Genomic DNA, 24,523 nt, shown 5'->3' with positions numbered 1-24,523 from the left:
GGTCTTACTTCCTCTCTCTAATTTTTTCCCATCCCCCGCCACCTATCGGCTTTGCCCATCTTACTTCAGCCGCGACGACGTAAACCATAGCAATGCAAGCCCGAGCAGACTCACCACCACCAAACTAATGCCAATTCCCAGCGTGTCCCCGTTGAAGAGATTTATAAAGAATTGACCGCTCGGGTTGGGCTCCGGGATCGGCGTGGCGGTGATTACCGTGCGGGTCGGAAAGGGTGTGCGCGTCAGGGTTGGCGTGGAAGTCGGTTCTTTTGTGGGCGTAGGGGTGGTCTCTTCCCCCAGGTTTTTGACGCTTTCCGTGCCTGTTCCGCTACCAGCAGGCACAATCAACAGCTTCTGACCAGGAAATATGGCTGCATCCTCGGTGAGATAGTTTTGTTCCAATAGCGCGACCATGTTAATCTGGTAAGCCTCAGCAATGCCCCACAGGGTCTGCCCGAACTGCACGATGTGAATCACCGAGCCGTCAGGGTTTGCCTGAGCAGTGGCAATCGGTTGGATCAGAGGCGCGGGGGTGCCGGTCGGTCCGCTGGGCACCGATGTTCTCGGTGGTGGAGCACTGCCGATCACATGTCCAAATTTGACCACATATACCGTCATCCCCTGGCTGTCCAGGGCGACACCGGCACCAAACTCATTGTGCCAGGTGGTGAGCATGTTGTTGATGTGCGCTGATGAGGGAGCCCACATCGTATAAACACAAGCGTGGGCAGTCAGTCCCGGGCCGCGCGCCCAGTTCTCGGTGACGCTGACCGTCGCCCCACCGCCGTAGCCGACCGCCAGCGCCCGATCTGCGGGTGTGCTGCCGCCTGCGCCAGTATGCCCTCCCTGCAAGGTAGAAGCGATCCAATCTGCATGGTTCTGAGCAGCCAGGTTCAAATACTGGTTTTCAACCAGGGGTTCCAGGCCGTTGGCAACGCGCAGGCCGTTGATCTCTGCTAGCACCTCGTATGGAGCGCCGGCCTGTGCGCGCCCAGGCTCAGGCGTGCCGAAAACAAGTAAAACCAGGCTGATCAGCAGAACAACCACCCAAAAGGTGTTGTGAAGTTGTCGTCGATAAGCCTTAGCAGGAAGGCATTTCACCTTAAATATTGCTTTCGTCGCCATATGTCGGAAGATTCTACTCAAATTGTTGACAAGCACAAGCGCGCATCAGCCATTCAGGGAACAACTACAATTTGATCACCCGGGACGACCTCACCGATCAGCCAGGCAGGCTGTTTGCTGGTTTTGGCTGCCGCCATAAAGGCGTCCACGTCCGCCCGGGGGACGCCCATCAACAAACCGCCGCTGGTTTGAGGGTCAAACAGCAAGACCCGTTCCGCGTCGGTGATTTGGGGGTCAAAAGACACATGCTGCTGGTAATAGTGCTGGTTGTCAAAAGCGCCACCAGGGAAACGCCAGGCCAGGGCATGCTCTCTGGCACAGGAGACAAAGGGCACGGCACTGTAACGGATCTTCAATCCAACCTGGGCTGCTTCCGCCATCTCCCAGGCGTGACCCAAGAAGCTGAAACCGGTGATGTCTGTAGCCGCACGCAGTTTGAATTGGAGTGCCAAAAGGGCCGCGTCCCGGTTGAGGCGCGTCATCCAGCCCACCACCTCGGCGATATCCTCTGGTGCAGCCTGTTCCTGTTTGAGAGCAGTGGTGGTCACGCCAAAGCCGATGGGCTTGGTCAGCACCAACTGGTCGCCGACTTGCAGGGCGTCTTTTCGCAGGATGGCATCCTCACTGGCGAAACCTAACGCGACCAGTCCGATCTTGGGTTCTTTATCGTTGATCGTGTGTCCGCCGGCGATGACCACACCTGCTTCAGCAGATTTCTCTGCCAGGCCGCGTATGATCTCGCGAGAGATGCTCACATCCAAATCGGGCGGCAGCGCAGCGACGGTCAGCGCCAAAAAAGGCATGGCGCCCATGGCATACACATCAGAGAGGCTGTTGGCAGCCGCGATGGCGCCGTAATCATAGGGATCGTCCACTACGGGTGTGAAGAAATCCGTTGAGATCACCAGCACCCGCCCATCGTCCAGGCGCCACACAGCGGCATCATCGGGCGATTCGAGCCCGATCAGCAAATTGGGATAATGCCCGGGGTTGAAGATGTTTGAGAACGGCTGCAGAACCTGCGCCAGCGCTTCCGCGCTCAGTTTAGACGCTCAACCTGCGCAGGAAGAAAGCGAGGTCAGGCGAATCTGGCGGCCGGTCGGGGTTTTTTCAGACATATTTACCAATCGTCAAAGTGGCTTCAACAACATCGGAATTATACCCAAGAACTGCCTCTGGATCGCAGTGAAAAAATTGGTATGCAGAGTGCATCTCCCCCCCGAATTCTGGTTTTTGTTAAGCAGCACAAAGAGCGCTCAGAAAACAAAGAAACTCTTTTCATCTTTGTGCCTTGCGTGTCTCGGATCGTTAAATCTTTAAACCCATGCCTGACCTTTGAAGGCTTGCCTGTAAGGTGGTAAACTTTCAACACCAATTACACCGTTAAAGGCACGCTTATGTACCCTCTTGCCAATCCAAAAGTCATCCAACGCGCCCGGCAAATCCTGGCTTATGAACCCATCTTCATCGATACCGAAACGACCGGTTTTTCTCCCCAGGATGTCGTTATCGAGGTGGGCGTGGTGGATTTACACGGTGCAACCCTGTATGAAACCCTGATCAAACCCTCCATACCGATCCCTGAAGATGCCATCGCCATCCACGGGATCAGGGAGGAAATGGTTGCTGAGTCGCCCGAATGGGAAGAAGCCTGGGACGAGTTGCAACCCTTACTGGCGGGGCGCTATATCGGGGCTTACAACGCCGATTTTGATCTACGGTTGTTAAAACAGGTCCACAGCCGTCACGGGTTGGTGTGGCCTCTGGATGACAGGCAGTTTTTCTGCGTGATGAAACTGTATGCAGCCTTTTACGGTCAGATTAGCCCGCGCGGCAACAGTTATCGCTTTCACAAGCTCGAGGCTGCCGGTGCAGCCTGCGGCATCCCATTGCCCAACTCGCATCGCGCCATCGACGATGCCAAATTAACCGCCGCTCTGTTCAACCACATTGACAATTACCCAGCCTGAACCCCACACAAGGAGCCATCATGCCGATCCCCTACCCTCAAACACGCACGCAAGACCTGGTCGAAGAAATTCATGGACACCGCGTCCCGGACCCCTATCGCTGGATGGAGGACCTCGAATCCGATGAAATTCGAGCCTGGATCCAGAATCAAAACAGCTTAACCAACGCCTACCTGGAAAGATCACCGCTGAAGGAAAAAATCCAGGCGCGCATGCATGAATTATGGGATTACGAGAGGTATTCTCCGCCATTCAAGCGCGGCGGTCGCTATTTTTTTACCTATAACACCGGTTTGCTCAACCAGGACATTTTTTACTGGATGGAAGACCTGGACGCCGAACCACAGGAATTAATTGACCCGAACACCCTCTCTGAGGATGGAACGGTCGCCCTGAGCGGAGCAGCCATCAGCCGCGATGGGCGCCTGCTGGCTTACGGCCTTTCGGATGCCGGTTCGGACTGGCAAACCTGGCATGTCCGCCGCGTGGATGACGGGCAGGACCTGGAAGACAGAATCGAATGGGTTAAATTCTCCGGCGCCAGTTGGGATAAGAGCAGCACCGGGTTCTTCTACAGCCGTTACGATGCCCCGCAAGGCGATGCGCTCAAATCGGCCAATTACGATCACAAACTTTACTACCACCGCCTGGGCACACCTCAATCCGAAGACCGGCTGATTTACGCCCGCCCGGATCATCCAAAATGGGGCTTTTATGGCCAGGTCACCGAGGACGGGCGTTACCTGGTGATTTACGTCTCACAGGGCACAGCAAAAGAGAACGGGGTATTTTACCTTGACCTGGAAGACCCCCAGGGTGAGGTCACGGGTTTGTTGACGGATTTCGATGCCGCCTACGAGCTGGTGTGGAACGACGAAACTCGTTTCTTTTTCAAAACCGACCGGGATGCTCCCCTCAACCGCGTGATTGCCATCGACATTGACCACCCGCACCCGAGCAAATGGAATGAGGTCATCCCGGAGGATAAAGATAAACTTGAATATGCGGATTTTGTCGGCGGGTTTTTTGTGTGCACCTATCTTCATCATGCAGCGCACCAGGTGCGTTATTACACACAGGATGGCACGCCGGATGGTGAACTGACGTTGCCGGGTATTGGCACTGTGATGGGGTTCAGCGGTCGGGGTGATGACCCGGAGACCTTTTACAAGTTTTCCAGTTTTACCACACCCGGTACCGTCTTCCACCTGGATGTTCTCAACCGTAAGGAGACCGTCTTCCGGTCTCCCGACCTGGCCTTTGATCCAAAAGATTACGTGAGTAAACAGGTTTTCTTTACCAGCAAAGACGGCACACAGGTGCCCCTGTTCATCACCCACCGGGCAGACCTGCAAATCGATGGTGAAGTGCCCACCTATTTGTACGGATATGGCGGCTTCAACATCCCATTGCCGGTCAGTTTCAGTGTGCCCAACCTGGTGTGGATGGAAATGGGCGGCATCTATGCCCAGGCGCATCTGCGTGGCGGCGGTGAATATGGCCGCGAATGGCATGAAGGCGGCATGAAAGCCAACAAACAGAACGTCTTTGATGATTTCATTGCCGCAGGAGAATATCTGATCCATGAGGGCTACACCATGTCACCGTACCTGGTGATTGGCGGGCGCAGCAACGGCGGGCTGCTGGTCGGCGCGTGTCTGACCCAACGCCCAGACCTGTTTGGCGTGTGCCTGCCCAATGTGGGGGTTCTGGATATGCTGCGCTTCCATAAGTTCACCATTGGCTGGGCCTGGACCTCGGACTACGGATCTCCGGATGATCCGGATGAATTTTCCACCCTGCTGGCTTATTCGCCCTATCACAATATCAAAAACGGCGCGATCTACCCACCTACCATGGTGCTGACCGGCGATCACGACGATCGGGTGTTTCCCGGGCATAGCTTTAAATTTGCCGCCGCCCTGCAAAACGCTCAGGCTGGCGAGGCTCCGATACTGATCCGCATTGAAACTCGCGCCGGTCACGGCGCCGGCAAGCCCACTGCCAAGTTGATCGAAGAATTTTCAGATATGTGGACCTTTGCACTGATGCACATACCGGGTTAGCCAATCGATGTTCGTTTGCCGCTGGTCGTTGATCGATGCGTTGGGAGTTTGAGAGGAAGGGATCGACGGTTGAATGATGATTTTTTTTGGATCATTCGGCACGAGTTTAAAAAAGAGTGCCGTCGAATTGGCCCGATGGAATTCGGAAAGTTGAGTTGATATGACAGAAGACAATCAACGTACACAAGGAGAGACCATCCTGCAAAGAGAGCGCCAGGTGAAAAAAGCCCGATTACTTGGTGTCGTATACCGTGTTGTTCTTGCGAGCGGGCTGCTCACCCTGATTGCCGTACTGGTGCTGCTGATCTTCACCAGGCGGATGATCGTTGTGATGCTATTATTACTCCCCGCCGCGCTAATCGCTCTGGGGATCATTCTGGCATGGGTTGAGTACCGCCTGGATTTGCGGTTACATTATGATCAGGTTCAAGCCCCCACGAACGGAGAAGACACCCTGATCTGAGACGACGCCCCGCTCAGGATGCCGGATTCCAAAAAGAAGCGACAACCAACGCCACCGTCACCAGGCTGATAAATACCATTAACCCGGTAGCCAGGATATTCTGCAGGCGGGTGTTCTTCCACTGCCCCATGATCCGCTCGTTGCTGGAGAGTTTAATCACCAGGTACAGCAGCACCGGCAGAATAAATGCGTTCAGCGTTTGCGAAAGCCACATAATCGGGAACAGGGGGATGCCCGGGATGAGGACAATCAATACGCTGAGACCGGTGATGCCCAAGTAAATGCCATAAAATGTAGGCGCCTCTTTGATGGGACGGTTAAGGCCGCGCTCAAACCCGAAGGCTTCACAAAAGGCATAAGTGGTTGAAAGGGGCAGCACCGAAAGCGCCAGCAGGGACGCGCCCAACAAACCGGCTGAAAACAAAATCCGGGCTGCATTTCCCGCCAGGGGCGCCAACGCCAGAGCAGCCTGTTCTGCGGTATCCACATGAATGCCGGCTACATACAGGGTGACAGCCGTTGAAATCACGATGAAAGCCGAGACCACGTTACCCCAGGCCGCGCCGAAGGTGGCATCAATTTTCGTATAAGGATAATCTTTGATCGCCAGCCCCTTATCTGCTACAGAGGATTGCATAAAAAAGATGCCCCAGGGGGTGATGGTCGTCCCGATGGTAGCCAGTACCGCCAGGATGAAGGTCGATTCCAGCGTAAATTGGGGTATGAACGTGGCGCGCAGCACCTCTCCCCAGGGCGGTTTAACCAGGAACACGGTGATGATGTAACTGAGAGCGGTCAGCGACAGGGCTATAAGAATTTTCTCGATGTGTTTATAAGAACCGCGCAGCACAGCCAGGCTCACCAATATGGCAGCAAGGGGCGCGGCAATATAGCGGCTGATGCCAAACAGCTCCGCAGAGGCAGCCACCCCAGCGATTTGCGCAACAGTGGTACCCAGATTAGCCAGCAGCAGTGAAAACATGGAAAAGGTTGTGATCTTGACTCCAAATCGTTCCCGGATCAGATCTGCCGTGCCTTTGCCGGTGACCACACCCATCCGGGCAGCAATTTCCTGGATGACGACCTCGCCGATAGTCACAACCAGAATCACAAACAGGAATTTATAGCCATAGATCGAACCAGCCATGGAATAGGTGGCAATGCCCGGCGCATCGTTATCAGCACTGGAGGTGATCAAGCCCGGTCCGAGGACAGCCAAAAAGATGCCGAGCTTTCTTAGCCATAAGGGCGCTTTAAATTTCTTCAGCATAGGGGCGCTCCAATTTTCTATCTTAGAACAAACGGGGTAGACGTTTCTTCCATGCCGTCGGCAGGACGATATCGATGGCATCATCAACGGTGACAATGCCCAGCATGACGTTGGTGTTTGGATCGATCACCGGGATGGAAGCCAGATCGTACTTGGCGATCAGGTAAGCCACATCTTTCTGCGGTGTCAGGGGTTCGACGGTGATTCTCTCAGCGATCACCCATTGCTGCAGCTCGCTGTCAGGCTCAGCCATCACCAGGTCGCGCAGGGTAACCACGCCCTGTAAACGTTTATTGTGATCAAGAATGTGCACATAATGCATACCTTCATCATCACGGGCATCTTCAGAAGAACGCAGGTAATTGAGAGCAGCGCCTACGGTCAGGTCTACGGGCACATAGGCAAATTCAGTGGTCATGATTCCGCCGGCAGTATCCTCCGGGTAGGTCAGCAATGTGCGCACCTCCTGGGCATCGTCCTGTTCCATCAGCTCCAGCAGAGCTTCACTGGTCTGTTCGGGCAGATCCGCCAGCAGGTCAGCGGCTTCATCCGGGTCCATTTCCTCAAGGATGTCAGCCGCCCGCTCCGGAGGCATGTTAGCCAGGATGGTCATCTGCAGTTCAGGCGAGGATTCTTCAAGGGTATCCGCCAGGGATGGGTTATCAAAGCCTTCCAGCAGGGCAGTGATGGTGTGATGGTCAAGCTCATCTACGATGGCGGCGATATCGGCGGCTGGCAGCTTCACCAGCTTGTTTTGCGAGACGCTCAAGCGCAAAGGATCATCGTGGTCAATCGAAGCGACAAACTCCCAAGGGATAACAGTTGTTCTCACCGGGCGCTTGAGGGCATTCCCAATATGTCGCCCAAGTTTTTCCAACCCCAGGCGGCGCAAAAGACCGATACTGCTCACATCCACGCCGGTGAGGACAAACAGATCACCAGCCCTGGCAAGCTGCAGGTCGTTGACCCGCACCAGCCGTTTTCCCTCGGTATCAACGATTTGTTGATCCAGCACCCGGTCCAATAACGGTAATTCATGCCCACTCGGCTGATAGGGTTTGATGTGTTCTGCGCCGACTTTAAGCGTCATGCTGGGCCACAAACTGGCAATTTGGTTGGCGGGAATCATCTCAATTCCAAGATGGTTTTTCTTCACAACCAGCGCCACAATCGGCGGGAGGTTTTTATCAGTTCCATTAACAAGAATGTCTTCCAATCGGCCAATAGCACCCCCATAGCCATCCCAAATATACTGGTTAATCAATTTGCTGACGTAAATCATCGCGCACCTCTTTTTTTTGAATTTTCTATCCAGTGATCGGGCTATAACAAGAGCCTGATGCAAATCAGGCTCCTGCTGCATTCAAGAGGTGAGCTCAGCCTAAATTGTTTGCATCTGGCAACCCGTATTGGCTCCCCGGCGTCTATCGCCGCTGGAACTATCACTGTCTAACGTGCTTGTTTCGTTATTTTCTGTCATTGTAAATAGCTAACGCACTAACTGATCTTCTTGCTATCATCACGCTGTGTTTTAAGGCTAACCGTTGGACACAGCATGAAATCTGCCATAATTATACACCTGAATTTGTCAAGCGCGTGTTGAAAATCGGTTGGTTCTTAATTCAACGTCATTTGTAGAGGCGGACCTTCGCATCGCACTCTCTGTCAAACAACTTGACAAAATCCCAAAATGCATTAAAATAATACATGAATATGTGCTCATATATTTATGGAGATGATGATGCAAGCTACGACAAATACACCGGTTGAAATTAATTACGAAGCGCTCTCAGAAACTGCGCTCCACGCCATGGCAGAAAGCTTTAAAGCCCTGGCAGATCCCACCCGGCTGAAAATCCTGGCTTTGTTATTTGCTGAAGAGCGTTGTGTAGGGGATATCGCCGAGCATTTGGATGTTTCACAAAGCGCGGTGTCTCACCAGCTGCGGTTATTGCGCAGTCTTAACATTGTACGTTATCGCAAAGAGGGGCGTGAAGTGTACTACGACCTGTCTGACGACCATGTCCGTGGCATCCTTCTGCGCACCTTTGAACATGTCCTGCATGATTGAGGCAAAAGAGCAATATGACAGAAACAAAATTAAAAATTACCGGTTTAGATTGTATAGATTGCGCCCGGGGGTTGGAAGCCTCAGTGGCTGCTGCGCCCGGAGTGGAAGCAGTCGAATTGCATTTTTTTGATGGCTCGTTGACGGTACGCGGCGCTGTGGATGAAGGTCAGTTGCGAAAGCTGGTCACCCAATTGGGCTACGGCGTGGATGACGGCAAGTCTGCCAGCCTTCCACCTGCGGCGGAAGCGAATGCCCTGGGGGGCTTCTGGCGTTACATGCTCCAGCAAATCGAAGCGAAACTCGCCTTAATCGCTGGCGCAATCATTCTGTTATCCCTCGCGCTCAACTGGCTGGGAGCGCCCCGTTGGACGGCGATCGCGCTGCAGATTGGAGCTTTGATTCTGGCTGGATGGCCGATCGCCCGCAGCGGACTGGTGAATTTATGGGTCAACCGTAGTTTTAATATCAATTTCTTGATGACCGTCGCCGGCATCGGCGCGGTGGCCATCGGCGAATACGCCGAGGCAGCCAGTATGATCCTGTTGTTCAGTATCGCTGAAGCGCTGGAGGGTTTTACCAACGAACGCGCCCGCGGCGCCATTGCCCAACTGAAGGAATTAACCCCCACCCACGCACTCAAACTGGCAGATGGCAAGGAGCTGCTCGTTCCAGTGGAGAGATTGTCTCCGGGCGACACGATCCTGGTCAGCCCGGGAGAGCGCATCCCGATTGACGGCGCCGTGTTGGAAGGCAACAGCGATGTTGATCAGGCGGCTATTACCGGCGAGAGCATCCCGGTCTGGAAAGCACCGGGCGATGAGGTCTTCGGCGGCACGGTCAACGGGTCGGGAAAATTGGTTATCCAGGTCACCCGACTGGTTGGCGACAGTTCATTGCACCGCATCATCGAACTGGTCACACAGGCGCAGTCGCACCAGTCTCAAAGTCAGAAATTCATCGACCGCTTTGCCCATTATTACACCCCCGCGATGGTTCTACTGGCTCTGCTGGTGGCAATGATCCCGCCCCTGTTTCTGGGTGCTCCTTTTTTGAACCCGGCTGACGGCAGCCGCGGCTGGCTGTACCGCGCCCTGGCTTTACTGATCATCAGTTGTCCCTGTGCGCTGGTGATCTCCACCCCGGTCACCATGGTTGCCGGCCTGACCCGCGCAGCCCGAGCAGGGGTTTTGTTCAAAGGCAGTGTCTTCCTGGAGGCTTTATCCAAACTGCGCACCTTCGCCTTTGATAAGACCGGCACCCTTACCCGCGGCGAACCGCAGGTGGTGGACAGCAGAGACCTGGATTGCCAGGGTGAGGCGGATTGCGAACCCTGCAATAATATGATCGCCCTGGCGTATGCCCTGGAGCGCCACAGCACCCACCCATTAGCCCAGGCGATCACCAGGGAAGCTGAACACCGCGGGCTGACGGAATGTTACCCAGCAGCAGAGAACCTGGTGGCGCGCGGTGGAATGGGTCTGGAAGGTGTGATTAATGGTCATCTGATGACGATTGGCAGCCGACGCTTATTTGCAGAAGAGCACAATGTCCCGCCCCAGGTGGACGCCTGGGTTGAGCAGGCGGAAGCCGAGGGGAAAACCGCCATGCTTTTATGCGACGGGCAGCAGGTGCGCGGCTTCATCGCTGTTGCTGATACCCTGCGCAAGGAATCAGCCGCTGTGATTTCAGAGCTCAAAGACATGGGGAAGAAAACCATCTTGCTGACCGGTGACAATCGCGTCGTCGCCAACAAGGTGGGCGGCGATATCGGCATCGACGAGGTTCGCGCCAGCTTATTGCCCGGCGATAAACAACAGATCGTTGAAATACTGCGTCAGGATTACGGACCGATTGCCATGGTGGGCGATGGGATCAACGACGCACCCGCACTTGCAGCCGCAAATCTGGGGATCGCGATGGGGGGCAGCGGCAGCGCTCAAGCCATGGAAACTGCTGATGTGGTGTTGATGGCGGATGATCTCCACAAACTGCCCTTTTCCATCCGGTTGTCGGCTTTTGCCAACCGGTTGATCCGACAAAACATCAGCTTTAGCCTGGGCAGCAAACTGCTGGTGGCGGTATTGGCGCTCTTCGGCTTTACACCCCTGTGGCTGGCGGTTTTAGCTGATATGGGCGTCTCGCTGCTGGTGACCCTGAACGGTCTGCGTGCCCTGCGCTTTGAGCGGGAGAAAGTGGAAGCCAGGAATTCGTGAATGGTGATTCCTCCTAAATCGTGCCCGGAGAAACAACGACCCTACGACCCACGACCTGCTCTCAGCTATCACCTACCTCCTGATCTGTGATAAAATCTTACTGTTGGTAAACTTCAATATTTCACACGATGATCAGGAGGTGTGTTTCCTTATGACCGATAAATCAAGCTTTAAACTCACGTACTCCACCATGTTCAATCCTCCGGAAGAATTGCATACTCACTTTGCAGAAGCGATGGAAGCGCAAAAACAAAAGCTGGGGCAGGAAATTCCAATGTTTATCGCCGGTGAAGAACGCTTCTCAACTGAGAAAAACAAACAAGTTTCTCCCATCAACACCGATTTGCACCTCATCACCTACCAGAGAGGCAGCATACAGGACGCAGAGGACGCCATCGCCGCTGCCCGAAAGGCCTTCCCTGGCTGGAGCCAAATGTATTGGGATGAGCGGGTGTACCTGCTCCGCAAGACCGCAGATTTGATTGACCAGCGCCTGTTTGAGATCGGCGTAGCGGTCACCCTGGAAGTCGGCAAAAACCGCATGGAATCCCTGGGCGACGTGGCTGAAACAGCCGAACTGATTCGCTATGCCTGTGATCAAATGGAAGCCAACCGCGGCTACCGGGCAAGGATGGGAAAAGACCCCCTGGTCGGTTTTGATTCCTCCAATACCTCGGTGCTCAAACCCTATGGCGTATGGGCTGTGATCAGCCCCTTTAACTACCCACCCGCCCTTACCGGCGGTCCCGTCGGGGCTGCCCTGGTGGCGGGCAACACCGTGGTGATCAAGCCGGCCTCGAACACGGTCTGGTCGCCATCCATCCTTGTGGATTGTTTACGCCAGGCTGGCATCCCTGACGGTGTAGTCAACTTTGTGACCGGACCCGGTTCAACCGTTGGCAAAACCATCGTGGAAAGCAAGGATATCGGCGGAATTACCTTCACCGGTTCCTATGATGTCGGTATGGGTATTTTCCACAGCTTTGCGCAGGGCGATTATGTGCGTCCTGTCATCCTGGAGCTGGGTGGCAAGAATCCGGCGATCGTCTCAAAGCATGCCAACCTGGATGACGCGGCCATTGGTATTGTCCGCTCGGCTTTTGGATTGCAGGGACAGAAATGTTCCGCCTGTTCACGGGTGTTTGTCGAGGCGGAGGTGCATGACGCGCTTGTTGCCCGTATGGTTGAGCTGGCTCGAACATTAAAAGTCGGCGATCCTGCGGAGCGCGATACTTATATGGGTCCTGTCATCAACCGTGCAGCCTACGAAGACTATCAATCCTTCACCGCTGAACTTAAGGCAGCCGGAAAAATACTAACCGGCGGAGAGGTGATCACCGAAGGCGAATACGCCAGAGGTTATTTCTGCCAGCCGACCATCGCTGTCGAGGTTCCCCTGGAGCACCGGCTGTGGAAGCATGAGATGTTCTTGCCGATCGTCATGGTGCACGCAGCACGAGACCTTTCAGAGGCGATGAATCTGGCTAACAGCACCAAGTACGGTTTAACCGCTGGATTTTATGGGACTGAAGACGAAGTGGGCTGGTTCTATGATCACATTGAAGCCGGCGTGGTATATGCCAACCGTCCACAGGGCGCTACAACCGGCGCATGGCCGGGCTACCAGCCCTTTGGCGGCAGAAAGGGTTCCGGCTCCACCGGCAAAAACTCAGGCGGCTTATACTACCTGCCGCTGTATATGCAGGAACAAATCCGCAACCAGGTACGCCGCTTCTGAGTTAACCTGAACAATACCGATCAACCGGATGGCGCGTCCATCTGCCATCCGGCTTTTTAATAGCATAAGATGATCCGTTTTCGACTTACGCGGCCTGGCTCCTGATGATGATTGCTGGATTTCTTGCCCCGATAATGAGTTTTGCGGTGGCGTAATCCGATCAACCCACACGAGAATTATTGATCGGCAGGGCAATGGGAACATTTTCAGGGTTTCTGCGGTGGAAACGCTTACGCGCGCGCCCTGCTCGGAGCCAGGTTTTCTTTGCTCATAAGAAACAAGTCGCGTTAAGAAGATTAATCGGATCATCTTCGGGAGAACAGATTTTATGAGTAAGTTAATGTCGTTGCATGACGCCATCAGGGACCATGTACATCCAGGGGACCTGGTGTATGCCAGTGGTTTCACCCACCTGATCCCCTTTGCCGCCGGGCATGAGATCATCCGCCAGGGCTTGAAGGACCTCACCCTGGCGCGAGCTACTCCCGATTTGATCTACGACCAAATGGTGGCTGCCGGGTGTGCCCGGAAATTAATCTTCTCTTATATCGGCAACCCGGGGGTGGGCTCCCTGCACCGCATTCGGGCTGCCCTCGAATCCGGCGAGCTGGAGTGGGAGGAATACTCACATTTCGGCATGATCAGTCGGTTACAGGCGGGCGCCAGTGGCTTACCTTTCATGCCTATGAACCCCACCGGCGCAGCCGACCTAGCAGCGAATAACCCCAATTACCAGCAAATCGTCGACCCATACAGCGGGGCAGCGGTGATGGTGGTGCCCCCGTTAAAGCCGGATGTAGCCATCGTCCACGCCCAGCGCGCGGATCAGCAGGGCAATGCCCAGATCTGGGGTATTTTGGGTGAACAGCAATTGGCTGCATTCGCCAGCCAGCGGGTGATCCTGACGGTGGAAGAAGTGGTCGATCAAGCGGTCATCCGCTCCGATCCCAACCGCACGATCATCCCCGGGATGGTGGTCGACGCCATCTGTCACGTCCCTTACTGTGCCCATCCCTCCTACACCCAGGGTTATTACGATCGGGATAACGAATTTTACCTGGACTGGGATAAGGTTAGCAAAACCCAGCAGGGTGCCCAGGATTACCTGGATGAATGGGTGTTTGACCTGCCCGACCGGGCGGCGTACTGGGATAAACTGGGCTTGGATGTTCACCACAGGCTGAACCCTGGCGATCGCTTCTCTCAACCTGTGAACTACGGCGCATATTAACCACGAGGAAGAAATCATGGATCAATCAGGATATAACCCACAGGAATTGATGGTGGTGAATGCCGCCAGGCTGTTAAAAGATCACGACGTGGTTTTCGTCGGCGTTGGGATCCCCAACCTGGCCTGCAACCTGGCGATGCGCACCCATGCACCCAACTTGCAGATGATCTACGAAGCAGGGGTGATCGGCGCCCAACCGGCGCGCCTGCCCCTTTCGATTGGCGACCCGACGCTGGTGACCGGCGCAACCGCGGTCTGCAGCATGTATGACATCTTCTCGCTTTACCTGCAGCGCGGCAATGTGGATGTCGGCTTCCTGGGCGGCGCCCAGATTGACCAGTTCGGGAATATCAACGCAACGGTCATCGGTGAATACGAACATCCTAAAGTTCGTCTTCCAGGGTCGGGCGGTTCAATGGAGATCGCTGCCTGGGCCAATCGCTGTTATATCATCACGCCACATCAAAAGCGACGTTTTCCTGCCAGGGTGGATTTTCACACTTCGGCCGGGTTTCTTTCAGGCGGCGACGCCCGAGCAAAAACCGGCGTGCGCGGCGGCGGTCCCCAGGCTGTGGTCACCGATCTGGGCATCCTCTCGCCCGATGATAACGGCGAGCTGGTCCTGGCTGCCTTGCACCCGGGTGTGAGTTTTGACCAGGTGTACGAGAATACGGGCTGGTCGTTAAAACAAGCCCCGGATTGCCAGGTGACAGCGCCGCCAACTGAAGAAGAATTGAGCATCCTGAGGGAAAAGCTCGATCCGAACCGCATCTATATCTGACCGGTTGTGCCGGGGTAGAATTTAAAAAAAGCAAACCGGAAGGAAAACATTATGGAAGCCATCCATGTTCTTGCCGCCCTGACGTTACCCGAAGGCGGTGAACAACGCATCACAGCCGTATCACCGCGGATCAAGTTGACCGTTACCGCGGCAGAGAAACCAGAAGATATTCCGCCATCAACCTGGGCAGATGTCGACATCCTGTATACCCGCGGTGTCCTGCCCAACCTGGGCATGGCTCCTAACCTGAAATGGGTGCAATTCAACAGCGCCGGTGTTGATTCGAAGCTTGACCACCCGATCTTCCAAAACCGGGGGATACGCACCACCACGATGAGCGGGGCTATCACCAGCCAGATCGCTGAATACGTCCTGATGGCAATCCTGGCTCTGGGTCAAAAACTCCCCCAATTGTTGCAATTCCAGCGGCAGCATCAGTGGCCACCCAGAAAAGGAAAATGGGATCATTTATTGCCCATTGAACTGCGCTATACCACAGTTGGCCTCCTGGGTTACGGCAGTATCGGGCGCCAGGTAGCACGCTTGTTAAAGCCCTTTGGTGGAACAATTTTAGCAGTGAAAAAAGACGTCTTGCACCCCGAGGATCATGGGTATATCAAGCCGGGTATGGGAGATCCGGAAGGCGAATTCTTCGACCGCCTCTATCCTATCGAAGCCATGCACAGCTTTTTGTCAGAGTGCGATTTTGTAGTCGTAGCGCTGCCCCTTACGCAAAAAACCCGGCACATCCTGAATGCACACGCTTTTGAAGTCATGAAACCATCCGCATACCTGATCAACGTGGGGCGGGGCGGATTGATCGATGAACCTGCCCTGATCCACGCCATTAAATCAAAGCAGATTGCCGGGGCTGCCCTGGATGTGTTTGAACAGGAACCTTTACCCGCAGAAAGCCCCCTGTGGGACCTGGAAAATGTGATCATTTCGCCGCATGTCTCCGGCCTCAGCCATCACTTACCCCAGGAAACCCTGGATTTGTTTGTTGAAAACTTGAAGCGCTACCTGGAAGATTTGCCCCTTTACAATCTTGTGGATCAGGTTCAGGGCTATTGATTAATTTTGTGCACAAATGTTCCATCTTTAAACCTTGCAAGGTAGAATCAGCCCATGGACTTATTTGATCATGCCATGCAAACACGTTTGTCGCACGAAGCTCCCCTGGCAGACCGCATGCGACCTCAGACGCTGGACGAAATCCTGGGTCAGGACCATATCATCGGTGAAGGTCGCTTATTGCGCCGAGCAATCCAGGCAGATCGCTTATTTTCGTCCATCATTCTCTACGGTCCGCCCGGTACCGGCAAAACCACGTTAGCGCGGGTCATTTCCAACATCACCCGAGCGCATTTCGATAGCCTTTCAGCAGTCCTGGCTGGCGTGGCAGACTTACGCCAGGTGATCGCCGGGGCAGTCGAACGGCGCAAACTCTACCAGCAGCGCACCATCCTGTTTGTGGATGAGGTCCACCGCTGGAATAAATCACAGCAAGACGCGCTGCTGCCCCACGTGGAAACCGGCCTGGTGACCCTGATCGGCGCCACCACCCAGAACCCGTATTTTGATGTGATCAAAGCCCTGGTTTCCCGTTCGCGGGTTTTTGAGATCAAATCCCTGGGTGAAGAGGACATCGAACAGATATTATTGCGAGCCCTCAAAGACCCGGAGCGTGGGTATGGAAAACGCCGGGTTGACTTTTCAGCCGGCGCCCTCGAGCATCTGATCCGCATGTCTGGAGGAGATGCACGCAATGCTTTAAATGCCCTCGAGCTGGCTGTAGAAACCACCCCGCCCGACGAGAACAACCTCATTACCATCACCCTGGACGTCGCCCAGGAATCGATCCAGAAGCGTGCCGTACTGTATGACAAGGGAGATGACGCCCATTACGATACAATTTCAGCATTTATCAAGTCCATCCGCGGGTCAGACCCCGACGCCGCCCTGTACTGGCTGGCCAAAATGCTCTATGCTGGGGAAGACCCTCGCTTCATCCTGCGGCGATTGATCATCCTGGCCGGGGAGGACATTGGCCTTGCCGACCCGATGGGTCTGGTGGTGGCTAACGCTGCAGCCCAAGCCTATGAGTACATCGGCTTACCTGAAGGCATTTTTCCGATCACAGAAGCCACACTTTACCTGGCAACCGCCCCAAAATCCAATTCTGCGCTGGCTTATTTCAGTGCACTCAAGGAGATTGAAGAGCACGGCGCCGGATCGGTACCCGTCCACCTGATGGACCCCAGCCGGGACGCCAGGGGATTGGGGCATGGTCAGGGCTACGATTACCCGCACCAACATCAGGGTCACTGGACGCCCCAGCAGTATTTGCCCGATAACCTGGTTGGAAGGGTGTTTTATGAGCCCTCTGACCAGGGGTATGAAGCTCAGGCTGGCGAACGTTTGCGCCGCTGGCGAGAGGCACAAGCCAAAGCCCTGGCTGATTTGACCCGTGAGGCAGGGGAAGAATAACATGGCAATAATCTACCTGGTCAGGCACGGTCAGAACGAAATGGTAGGCAAAAAACTTGCCGGCAGGCTGCCGGGAGTTCATCTGAATGAGCAGGGCCACGCCCAGGCCAGGCAATTAGCTGCAGAACTATCCGCTTTGCCCATAAAAGCCGTGTTTTCCAGCCCCCTGGAGCGCACCCAACAGACCGCTGAACCCATCGCTCGTATCCATAACCTGCCAGTGATCACCGAGCCCGGTTTGATTGAAATCGATTTTGGGGCATGGCAGGCAAAATCGCTCAAACAGCTCAGACGAAACCGATTGTGGAGAGATGTCCAGGAATTCCCGGATGGTTTCAGCTTTCCAAGTGGAGAGAGTTTCGTCGCTGCGCAGACTCGCATCGTCCACAGCCTGCAGTCCATCAGCCAAACCTGTGCGGATACAGATAAGATCATCTGTGTCAGCCATTGCGATCCCATCCGCCTGGCTGTCGCCCATTTCCTGGGGATGCCCCTGAACGCCTTTCATCGCCTGCGTATTGATACCGCATCGGTGACGGTGCTAAACCTGGCAGAGGATAAGGTTTCCCTAGGACCAATCAACGCTTTAGCAGGGTTTTTTGCAGGTCAGGAATAAATATCAGTTCTCGGCATTGGCACCTGTTCGAACTCAGACAAGTTATAATCAACCAAAATTCATCAGGCTTAAGGAGGTCTGACCCGTGGACCATCGTCGCATCCCCTCCAATACCGGCGTTGATTTAAGCAAAATTGAAAGTCGCTACACCGACGATACCAGCAAAAAAGAGGGTCAGGCACAACTGAAGACATTTCGAAAAGAACGTATCGACCTGCAAGAATTGTTGTTTGCAGAAAATAAGCGCCAGCTATTGATTGTCTTGCAGAGCATCGGGCAAGGTACCGTAACCTGGCTCTTGCGTCAGTGATTGTTGAAACACACAAAGGATTGGATCTGCAATTCCCCACGGAAGTGCCGGATATTGAATCTGATCGCGAAAAACTCAAGGAAATTCTCGCAGAAGACCTGAAATGACCAGTGAACTACCGGATAACCCCCTGCGTTTCGTAATCGCGGGTCGCCTGAATCGGGATACGATTATCCCAATTTCCGGTGAACCGCAAATTGATGGATTTGGCGGCAATTTAGCCTATGCTGCCATTGGGCTCAAGCTGTGGGGAAAAAAAGCGGGTCTGCTGGCGCGCGTTGGTCAGGATTTTCCCCTGGATTGGATCGCGGATATATCATCCCTGGGCTTTGACCCATCTGGCATCAGGGTCATCGATAGCGATATAGATCTCCGGCGGTTCATCGCCCACGAAGATGCGGTCACTGCCCATTACCAGAATCCGATCCAGCATTTTTCAGACCGTGGCCTGCCCTTTCCTCGCAATCTGCTGGGCTACCAAGCCCCCAGGCTTCTACATAGTCGTCGCACGACATTGCAGCCGTTTTCAATCCAGATTTCAGACATACCGCTGCACTATTTAGAAGCCAGTGCGATCCATATCTGCCCCATCGATTATCTTTCGCATATCATCCTGCCCTCGATTTTTCACCAGCACCAGGCGGGCACCATCACCCTGACCTCCTGCCCGGACTATATGGACCCTGCCTTCTGGCAGGAGTTGCCCCCCTTGCTTTCAGAAATTACAGCCTTCATCACGCCGGAAGCGGAGATACGTAATCTTTTCCTTGGTCGCCAGACGGATTTATGGGCAATGTCCGAAGTTTTGGCCGATTTAGGGCCTGAATTTATCATCATCCAGACGGAAAGCCTTGGGTACTACTTGCTGGATCGCGTTAACGAGCGGCGTTGGGTTATCCCTCAATACCCCTCTAACGCAGTCGACCCAACGGGCAGCGGGGACGCCTTTGCTGGCGGATTCCTGGTCGGTTATCGAGAACATTACGACCCGATGGAAGCGGCTTTGATGGGCAGCGTTGCTGCGTCCGTGGTTATAGAGGGCACCGGTGTATTTTTCGGTCTGGATGTGATGCCTGGATTAATCGACGCGCGCCGGGAGGCGATGCGTCAGTTGGTCAGGCTGATTTAGCCAAAGAATTTTCCAGAACAGATTTTACTGTATGGATTGTTTTGTGAAAATATTTCTCAACCTGGTTTTGAGAGCCATTCTGAGCACCTGCCATCCTGCCGCAGTGCTCTGCCCCTGGATCATCAAATGGTCGCTGAATTGGTCCAAATGATACTGCTCAACAATCTCCAGTGCAGGTTGATACGCCTGGGGAATGCGCCGGGTCAGCATTTGTGCGCGCTCTGCGGGCGTCAGTGACGGGTCTGATGGTAGACCGAGAATTTTAAGCGAGCGGCATAGACGGCGATAAGCCTTCTGGGCGGGCGACATGCGAGCCAGATCGCTCCAGCGACGCAGCCAATCTGGCACAGTCTTTCCACATTTCAATAACAGGCGCTCTAACAGCACCGGCAAAGGATCGATGGTGATTTTAAATAAATCGGGGCGTTGCAAGATCAACACCGCTAAAACCATCACCAGCAGAAAGACGATCAGCAAAATCCAGGCCACGGTGCTGCCTTCCACAGGTGGTGGGAGCACCTCGTATTCTTCCAGGTCGGTCGGGGGCGATTCATCCATTTCAGCTATAGGTTCATCGATAGCGTCATCGATGAGGGGCGTCTCACCCCGTTCCGGGGGGATAAAATCAGAGCTTCCCGGGTCCGAACCCCTCGGCAGCACCAGGGCAGGCTGAGAAACGGTGGGTTCAAAAGGCACCCATCCGAAATCCACAAAATACACCTCGGGCCAGGCGTGGCTGTCCAGTTCGCGCACGGTATAAGTTTGAGTCAATAAATCATATTCACCCGGTGCATAGCCGACCGTAAAACGTGCCGGGATCCCCAGGGAACGCAGCATTAACACCTGGGCAGCCGCATAGTAATTACAAAACCCGGCCTGGTGATCGAACAAAAACCATTCCATCGGGTCGGCGCCTGCAGGAACCGGCGGGATCGTGCGCGCATACTCAATATTGATGCGCAGATAGCGGGTGATAGCAACGGCCATATCGTAGGGGTGGTCATCCATGTTCACGATGTCTTCAGCCAGGCTGGCGATCCTGGGTGAGAAATCAGCGGGCAACTGGGTATAGCGCGCCAGCCAGTCTGGATATTCGGTCTCAGAATGGCGCAGTTGGCTGGCAGTGGGTACCCTGACCAGGCTCTCCACCTGGTAAGTTTCACCCAGATACAGCTCGGGAGAGGCGAGTAATGCAATCAGGTCTTCTTCGGTTGGCGAGATCCAGCGGGTAAGCGCCTCCACCGGGCGATCAACCCGCGTGGGTAATCCCGTCACATACAAATTATTGACCTGTCCAACCTGGGAGGTCACGCTGTATGCTGCAGGCACTCCACCCACCCAGTCAGGAAACAAAATTTGAAAATCATCGGGATAGCGCATGGTGTTGACGACCCCGGGGGAGGATGTCCATTTGCCATCTTCATAATAATCATAGCTGCGGGCGTACCAGTAATTACGATACGCTGCCGGTGGGGGCTGGGTGACTTCAACGGTGAACACAACCCCTTCACTGACCGGTGTGCCGCTGCCCAACGCCATGGTTTCATCGAAAAAAGTGATCGTTTTCGTATCCGTCGTTGTTTCAAGCACGAGAATATCGCCGAATCGTCCTCTGAACTCTTCCCAGGTTTCGATTAACGAGAGCCACAATTCGGCATAACGGGTTCTTTGTTGCGGTGTAATTGGAATCAGCCACGCCAGGATCACCAGGATCAATGCCAGGATGATCATAGCCCGGGTGAGAACAGTGTGGGTTTCGTGGGTCGTGCTGATGCCTTCCTGGTTCCATTGTTTTTGGCGGGTTAAAAAATTAATCCGCCCAACCAGGATCAGGGTGAAGAACATAAAGGTCATCAAGAAGCGCGTATTGCGCGCCAGGTCTTGATCATAATGGCTGACCACCAGCATCGAAATCCCAAGGGGGATCAGAACCGGCCAGACCGACCCTTGCCGGACGATGATAAAGGTAGCAATCGATGCCATGATCCACAGTAAGACGGCCATGATCACCAAAAATAGGATCGGGTCCGTAACCGCTTGATTGGCGTTAAATTGCTCAATGGACAACTGCAATCGCCAGCTCAGGTGGTTGACGATGCGCTCGCGCCAGGTGATATCAAGGTCAACCGTCGTTCCGAACAACCACCCCATGCAGAAAGTGCCGTAAACTGCGGAAAACAGGGCTGCCACCAGGGGAGAAAACTTGCTGTAACCCAGAGCCAGACCCGTTAACCCTGCAAAAAAAGTCAGGAACACCAGGATATAAAGATCGCCGGTCCATTCCGTAACCCACAGGCGCCATGAGACGATCAATACCACCCCCATGGCAAAAATCGCAACCCACATGTCCCACCAGCGTTCGGATAGGGTGTTTCTGGTCTTGATCATGATAACTCAAGTGTATTCAGTTTGAATTATTTCGTCAATCAAAGCGAAGTGTTCAATTGTGAGCGATAATTTCTTTTCAGAAAATTAAAAGACCGCAATCTTCCCGCAGGAGCTGTGCGGTCAATTCAGTGGCTTAATTTGATATTCTGCGTCAACGATCAGCAGTGGCAAGACAACCTATTTCGCAGGGCTGTGCGATTAAAGCTTTTTTACAAAACGGTCAATTTTCTCAAGAGCTTGCTCGATCTTCTCGTAACTGGTGGCATAGGAGCAACGCACAAAACCAGCCCCGGCATCTCCAAAGGCAGAGCCTGGTACAACCGCCACGCCTTCTTCTTTCAGCAGTCGTTCAGCAAAGGTTTCATCATCCAACCCGGTATTGATCACATTGGGGAAGACGTAAAAGGCGCCATGCGGTTCGAAGGTATCCAACCCGAGTTCATTCATGCCAGCGTGGATCATTTTTCGACGGCGGTCGTATTCCGCCAACATTTCCTGAACGTAGGGTTCGCCAATTCTAAGCGCTTCAATTGCTGCGTATTGCGAGACCGTTGGGGCAGACATGACCGAATACTGATGAATGCGTACCAACCCGCCGATAACATCGGCGGGTCCTGCGGCGTAGCCAACACGCCAACCCGTCATGGCATAGCTTTTCGAGAACCCACCTAAAAGGACGGTCCGATCCTGCATTCCGGGCAGTGCTGGGAAACAGACATGTTCCACTCCATAAACCAGGCGGTCATAGATCTCATCCGAGACGACCAGTAAATCATGCTGTTTTGCCAGGTCTGCAATTGCCAAAAGTCTTTCACGGCTGGCGACTGCGCCCGAGGGATTGCAGGGGTAGCTCAGCAGGATGGCTTTCGTTTTTGGTGTGATCGCCTTGGCAATCAAAGCCGGGTCGGGTTGGAAGTCGTCTTCCATATTGGTATAGACTTCAACCGGAACCCCTCCGGCTAATTCAACTTCAGCCTGATAAGACACAAAGCAGGGTGTCGGGATAATCACCTCATCGCCGGGATCCAGCAAAGCACTGAAAGTCAGGTAAAGAGCCTCAGACACCCCCACTGTGATAATGATTTCACTTACAGGATCGTAACGGACACCGTATAGCCGTTCAAGGTTTTCTGCGATCGCCTGTCGCAGTTGCAAGATGCCGGCGTTGGAGGTGTAATGGGTTTCACCTTTCTGTAGCGCGTGAATCCCCGCATCGATAATCGGTTGTGGCGTTGTGAAATCCGGTTCTCCGATCCCCAGTGAGATGACGTCTTTCATCGTTGCTGCGATATCAAAAAACTTGCGGATTCCCGATGGTTTCAATGCTTTAACGGTCCTGGATAAGTATCGTTTTGCCATATTAACTCCTTATTTCCTTGTTTCTTGAGATAGTTGATCAATAAAGGCAGCCCCGTGGGGGTGTATCTGCCATTCTCCTGTTTCTATCAGATAAAAAAGATCGCATATTTGGTCACCCGGTATACAGTGTACCAGAAAGCCGAGTCCATGCGGTTCTCTTCGACGTTCAAGAACCTTTTGAACGGTATAGCGCTGTCCTTCCCAGATTATGGTGCGCGGTGTTTCGGGGTGACTGCTGCCTGCATAAGATTCCACCTGAACTTTCATCGCTGCACCTGGCTGTCATCTCCTAAGTTGAACTTGCCACTCACACCGCTGATCGTTACCCGATCCCCGATCAACGAGGTCTCCAGCTTGCAGTCGGTGATCACGGTCTCAGATCCGATGATGGCATCCTCGATCAGGCTGTTCTCAACCAGCGTTCCCTCTCCAAGTGAAACATACGGTCCGATGGTCGACTTGCGAATCTGCGCTGAAGGGTGCAGGTTAACCGGTGGGATGATCAGGCTGTCTTCCAGGTCAGTCCACGCTGCGCTATTTTCCCGACCATGATCCATCAAATAGCGGTTGGTCTCGATGGTGGCAGCGATTGTGCCGGCATCCAGCCAGGTATCCACGATTTCTGTGCGCATATTAAACCCACGCTCCAACAGGATATTGATCGCATCTGCCAGGTAGAATTCTCCCCGCAAAGAAAGGTCCTGTTCTTTCTGGGCTTTAATCGCTGAAAGCAGTTCTTCAGCCTCACGGAAATAATAACACCCGACCAGCACCAGGTTGTTGTCCATCGATTGGGGCTTTTCGATCAACCGGGTGACCCGGCCGTTTTCGTCAACTTCTGCCACGCCAAAGCGCCGCGGATCAGGCACCGGCTTGACCCAGGCGATGCCGTCTGCCTGTTCATCCTTCAGAAAAGAAAAGTCGATCTCAATCAGGGTGTCGGAAAAGGCCATTAACATCGACCCGTGCAAAAATTCTCGCGCCTGCCAGAAAGCATCGGACTGACCGATCATCTCTGGTTGGATGGGATAGTGGACCTTTAAGTTCGGGTAGTGCCAGGATGTGTATTCCTGTATCTGTTCGCCCATTGTCGGCCCGAGGATGAACACAAATTCAGCCTGTTCAAAGTTCGAGACGCTGTGAAACATGTCTACTAGGTAGTCCAGGACGGTTTTCCCCGCCAGGGGAACTAACGGCTTGGGCTTGCTCCAGGTCAGCGGGCGCAGGCGAGTGCCATAGCCGGCCATGGGGATTACAATTTTTAAAGGACGAGGCATAAGAATTCCTTTAATAATTACAAAAT

The 24,523-nt window shown here is 54.0% G+C and carries 20 protein-coding genes; 13 read left to right on the top strand and 7 right to left on the bottom strand.

The genetic code is table 11. The annotated features are described in order from the left end of the window. Nucleotides 1-60 precede the first annotated feature (60 nt). The gene (locus CFX1CAM_RS01300; protein WP_087861276.1) at nt 61-1,125 is read right to left on the bottom strand and encodes a CAP domain-containing protein; all 1,065 of its coding nucleotides are present in this window, start codon (nt 1,123-1,125) and stop codon (nt 61-63) included. Between the two features lie 53 nt (nt 1,126-1,178). After that, nucleotides 1,179-2,168, bottom strand: a complete 990-nt coding sequence (selD, locus tag CFX1CAM_RS01295) for a selenide, water dikinase SelD (RefSeq protein WP_087861275.1) — start codon at nt 2,166-2,168, stop codon at nt 1,179-1,181. 354 nt (nt 2,169-2,522) lie between these two features. On the opposite strand from selD, the gene CFX1CAM_RS01290 reads away from it, so the two are divergent. From CFX1CAM_RS01290 to CFX1CAM_RS01280, 3 genes are all read left to right on the top strand, one after another. Further along, on the top strand, nt 2,523-3,095 hold the full coding sequence (locus tag CFX1CAM_RS01290; protein WP_087861274.1) for a 3'-5' exonuclease: 573 nt from the start codon (nt 2,523-2,525) through the stop codon (nt 3,093-3,095). 20 nt (nt 3,096-3,115) lie between these two features. Further along, a complete protein-coding gene (locus CFX1CAM_RS01285) occupies nt 3,116-5,161 on the top strand; it encodes a prolyl oligopeptidase family serine peptidase (protein WP_087861273.1) in 2,046 nt (681 codons plus the stop codon). Nucleotides 5,162-5,321: 160 nt separating this feature from the next. Then, complete coding sequence (locus CFX1CAM_RS01280) at nt 5,322-5,624, top strand: hypothetical protein (RefSeq protein ID WP_087861272.1); 303 nt, start codon at nt 5,322-5,324, stop codon at nt 5,622-5,624. A 13-nt stretch (nt 5,625-5,637) separates the two neighbouring features. Here the strand turns inward: CFX1CAM_RS01280 and CFX1CAM_RS01275 are convergent, their stop codons facing one another. Together CFX1CAM_RS01275 and CFX1CAM_RS01270 are read right to left on the bottom strand one after the other, a co-directional pair. Beyond that, nucleotides 5,638-6,894, bottom strand: a complete 1,257-nt coding sequence (locus CFX1CAM_RS01275) for an Nramp family divalent metal transporter (RefSeq protein ID WP_087861271.1) — start codon at nt 6,892-6,894, stop codon at nt 5,638-5,640. A gap of 22 nt (nt 6,895-6,916) precedes the next feature. Then, nucleotides 6,917-8,176, bottom strand: coding sequence for a magnesium transporter (locus tag CFX1CAM_RS01270; protein WP_162287640.1), 1,260 nt, complete (start codon nt 8,174-8,176; stop codon nt 6,917-6,919). 459 nt (nt 8,177-8,635) lie between these two features. On the opposite strand from CFX1CAM_RS01270, the gene CFX1CAM_RS01265 reads away from it, so the two are divergent. From CFX1CAM_RS01265 to CFX1CAM_RS01220, 10 genes are all read left to right on the top strand, one after another. Next, a complete protein-coding gene (locus tag CFX1CAM_RS01265) occupies nt 8,636-8,965 on the top strand; it encodes an ArsR/SmtB family transcription factor (RefSeq protein ID WP_197687145.1) in 330 nt (109 codons plus the stop codon). Nucleotides 8,966-8,979: 14 nt separating this feature from the next. After that, a complete protein-coding gene (locus tag CFX1CAM_RS01260) occupies nt 8,980-11,178 on the top strand; it encodes a heavy metal translocating P-type ATPase (RefSeq protein ID WP_087861268.1) in 2,199 nt (732 codons plus the stop codon). Nucleotides 11,179-11,329: 151 nt separating this feature from the next. Next, the gene (locus CFX1CAM_RS01255; RefSeq protein WP_087861267.1) at nt 11,330-12,916 is read left to right on the top strand and encodes an aldehyde dehydrogenase family protein; all 1,587 of its coding nucleotides are present in this window, start codon (nt 11,330-11,332) and stop codon (nt 12,914-12,916) included. Between the two features lie 328 nt (nt 12,917-13,244). Next, nucleotides 13,245-14,147, top strand: a complete 903-nt coding sequence (locus tag CFX1CAM_RS01250) for a CoA transferase subunit A (protein WP_087861266.1) — start codon at nt 13,245-13,247, stop codon at nt 14,145-14,147. Nucleotides 14,148-14,163: 16 nt separating this feature from the next. After that, nucleotides 14,164-14,928, top strand: coding sequence for a CoA-transferase subunit beta (locus CFX1CAM_RS01245; RefSeq protein WP_087861265.1), 765 nt, complete (start codon nt 14,164-14,166; stop codon nt 14,926-14,928). A 51-nt stretch (nt 14,929-14,979) separates the two neighbouring features. Beyond that, a complete protein-coding gene (locus tag CFX1CAM_RS01240) occupies nt 14,980-16,002 on the top strand; it encodes a D-2-hydroxyacid dehydrogenase (protein ID WP_087861264.1) in 1,023 nt (340 codons plus the stop codon). Nucleotides 16,003-16,056: 54 nt separating this feature from the next. Continuing rightward, nucleotides 16,057-17,418 carry an AAA family ATPase gene (locus CFX1CAM_RS01235; RefSeq protein WP_087861263.1) on the top strand — a complete coding sequence of 454 codons (1,362 nt, stop codon included), beginning with the start codon at nt 16,057-16,059 and terminating at the stop codon, nt 17,416-17,418. Nucleotide 17,419: 1 nt separating this feature from the next. After that, nucleotides 17,420-18,034, top strand: a complete 615-nt coding sequence (locus CFX1CAM_RS01230) for a histidine phosphatase family protein (RefSeq protein ID WP_087861262.1) — start codon at nt 17,420-17,422, stop codon at nt 18,032-18,034. Between the two features lie 85 nt (nt 18,035-18,119). Further along, nucleotides 18,120-18,344, top strand: a complete 225-nt coding sequence (locus CFX1CAM_RS01225) for a hypothetical protein (protein WP_087861261.1) — start codon at nt 18,120-18,122, stop codon at nt 18,342-18,344. A 103-nt stretch (nt 18,345-18,447) separates the two neighbouring features. Then, nucleotides 18,448-19,473 carry a carbohydrate kinase family protein gene (locus CFX1CAM_RS01220; protein WP_087861260.1) on the top strand — a complete coding sequence of 342 codons (1,026 nt, stop codon included), beginning with the start codon at nt 18,448-18,450 and terminating at the stop codon, nt 19,471-19,473. 24 nt (nt 19,474-19,497) lie between these two features. On the opposite strand, the gene CFX1CAM_RS01215 is transcribed toward CFX1CAM_RS01220, so the two are convergent. From CFX1CAM_RS01215 to CFX1CAM_RS01200, 3 genes are all read right to left on the bottom strand, one after another. Beyond that, nucleotides 19,498-21,861, bottom strand: a complete 2,364-nt coding sequence (locus CFX1CAM_RS01215) for a transglutaminase TgpA family protein (protein ID WP_087861259.1) — start codon at nt 21,859-21,861, stop codon at nt 19,498-19,500. A gap of 198 nt (nt 21,862-22,059) precedes the next feature. Further along, the gene (locus CFX1CAM_RS01210; RefSeq protein WP_087861258.1) at nt 22,060-23,220 is read right to left on the bottom strand and encodes a pyridoxal phosphate-dependent aminotransferase; all 1,161 of its coding nucleotides are present in this window, start codon (nt 23,218-23,220) and stop codon (nt 22,060-22,062) included. Between the two features lie 263 nt (nt 23,221-23,483). Then, nucleotides 23,484-24,497 carry a sugar phosphate nucleotidyltransferase gene (locus tag CFX1CAM_RS01200; RefSeq protein WP_087861256.1) on the bottom strand — a complete coding sequence of 338 codons (1,014 nt, stop codon included), beginning with the start codon at nt 24,495-24,497 and terminating at the stop codon, nt 23,484-23,486. Nucleotides 24,498-24,523 lie beyond the last annotated feature (26 nt).

Source organism: Brevefilum fermentans, from assembly GCF_900184705.1.
GTDB classification, from domain to species: Bacteria; Chloroflexota; Anaerolineae; order Anaerolineales; family Anaerolineaceae; genus Brevifilum; species Brevifilum fermentans.
This window is presented reverse-complemented; position numbering and strand designations above follow the sequence as displayed.

Bases quoted from the DNA above. Each gene is read 5' to 3' on its own strand.
- CFX1CAM_RS01300 (WP_087861276.1), bottom strand. From the start codon at position 1,125: ATGGCGACGAAAGCAATATTTAAGGTGAAATGCCTTCCTGCTAAGGCT.
- CFX1CAM_RS01290 (WP_087861274.1), top strand. From the start codon at position 2,523: ATGTACCCTCTTGCCAATCCAAAAGTCATCCAACGCGCCCGGCAAATC.
- CFX1CAM_RS01285 (WP_087861273.1), top strand. From the start codon at position 3,116: ATGCCGATCCCCTACCCTCAAACACGCACGCAAGACCTGGTCGAAGAA.
- CFX1CAM_RS01280 (WP_087861272.1), top strand. From the start codon at position 5,322: ATGACAGAAGACAATCAACGTACACAAGGAGAGACCATCCTGCAAAGA.
- CFX1CAM_RS01275 (WP_087861271.1), bottom strand. From the start codon at position 6,894: ATGCTGAAGAAATTTAAAGCGCCCTTATGGCTAAGAAAGCTCGGCATC.
- CFX1CAM_RS01270 (WP_162287640.1), bottom strand. From the start codon at position 8,176: ATGATTTACGTCAGCAAATTGATTAACCAGTATATTTGGGATGGCTAT.
- CFX1CAM_RS01265 (WP_197687145.1), top strand. From the start codon at position 8,636: ATGCAAGCTACGACAAATACACCGGTTGAAATTAATTACGAAGCGCTC.
- CFX1CAM_RS01260 (WP_087861268.1), top strand. From the start codon at position 8,980: ATGACAGAAACAAAATTAAAAATTACCGGTTTAGATTGTATAGATTGC.
- CFX1CAM_RS01255 (WP_087861267.1), top strand. From the start codon at position 11,330: ATGACCGATAAATCAAGCTTTAAACTCACGTACTCCACCATGTTCAAT.
- CFX1CAM_RS01250 (WP_087861266.1), top strand. From the start codon at position 13,245: ATGAGTAAGTTAATGTCGTTGCATGACGCCATCAGGGACCATGTACAT.
- CFX1CAM_RS01245 (WP_087861265.1), top strand. From the start codon at position 14,164: ATGGATCAATCAGGATATAACCCACAGGAATTGATGGTGGTGAATGCC.
- CFX1CAM_RS01240 (WP_087861264.1), top strand. From the start codon at position 14,980: ATGGAAGCCATCCATGTTCTTGCCGCCCTGACGTTACCCGAAGGCGGT.
- CFX1CAM_RS01235 (WP_087861263.1), top strand. From the start codon at position 16,057: ATGGACTTATTTGATCATGCCATGCAAACACGTTTGTCGCACGAAGCT.
- CFX1CAM_RS01230 (WP_087861262.1), top strand. From the start codon at position 17,420: ATGGCAATAATCTACCTGGTCAGGCACGGTCAGAACGAAATGGTAGGC.
- CFX1CAM_RS01220 (WP_087861260.1), top strand. From the start codon at position 18,448: ATGACCAGTGAACTACCGGATAACCCCCTGCGTTTCGTAATCGCGGGT.
- CFX1CAM_RS01215 (WP_087861259.1), bottom strand. From the start codon at position 21,861: ATGATCAAGACCAGAAACACCCTATCCGAACGCTGGTGGGACATGTGG.
- CFX1CAM_RS01210 (WP_087861258.1), bottom strand. From the start codon at position 23,220: ATGGCAAAACGATACTTATCCAGGACCGTTAAAGCATTGAAACCATCG.
- CFX1CAM_RS01200 (WP_087861256.1), bottom strand. From the start codon at position 24,497: ATGCCTCGTCCTTTAAAAATTGTAATCCCCATGGCCGGCTATGGCACT.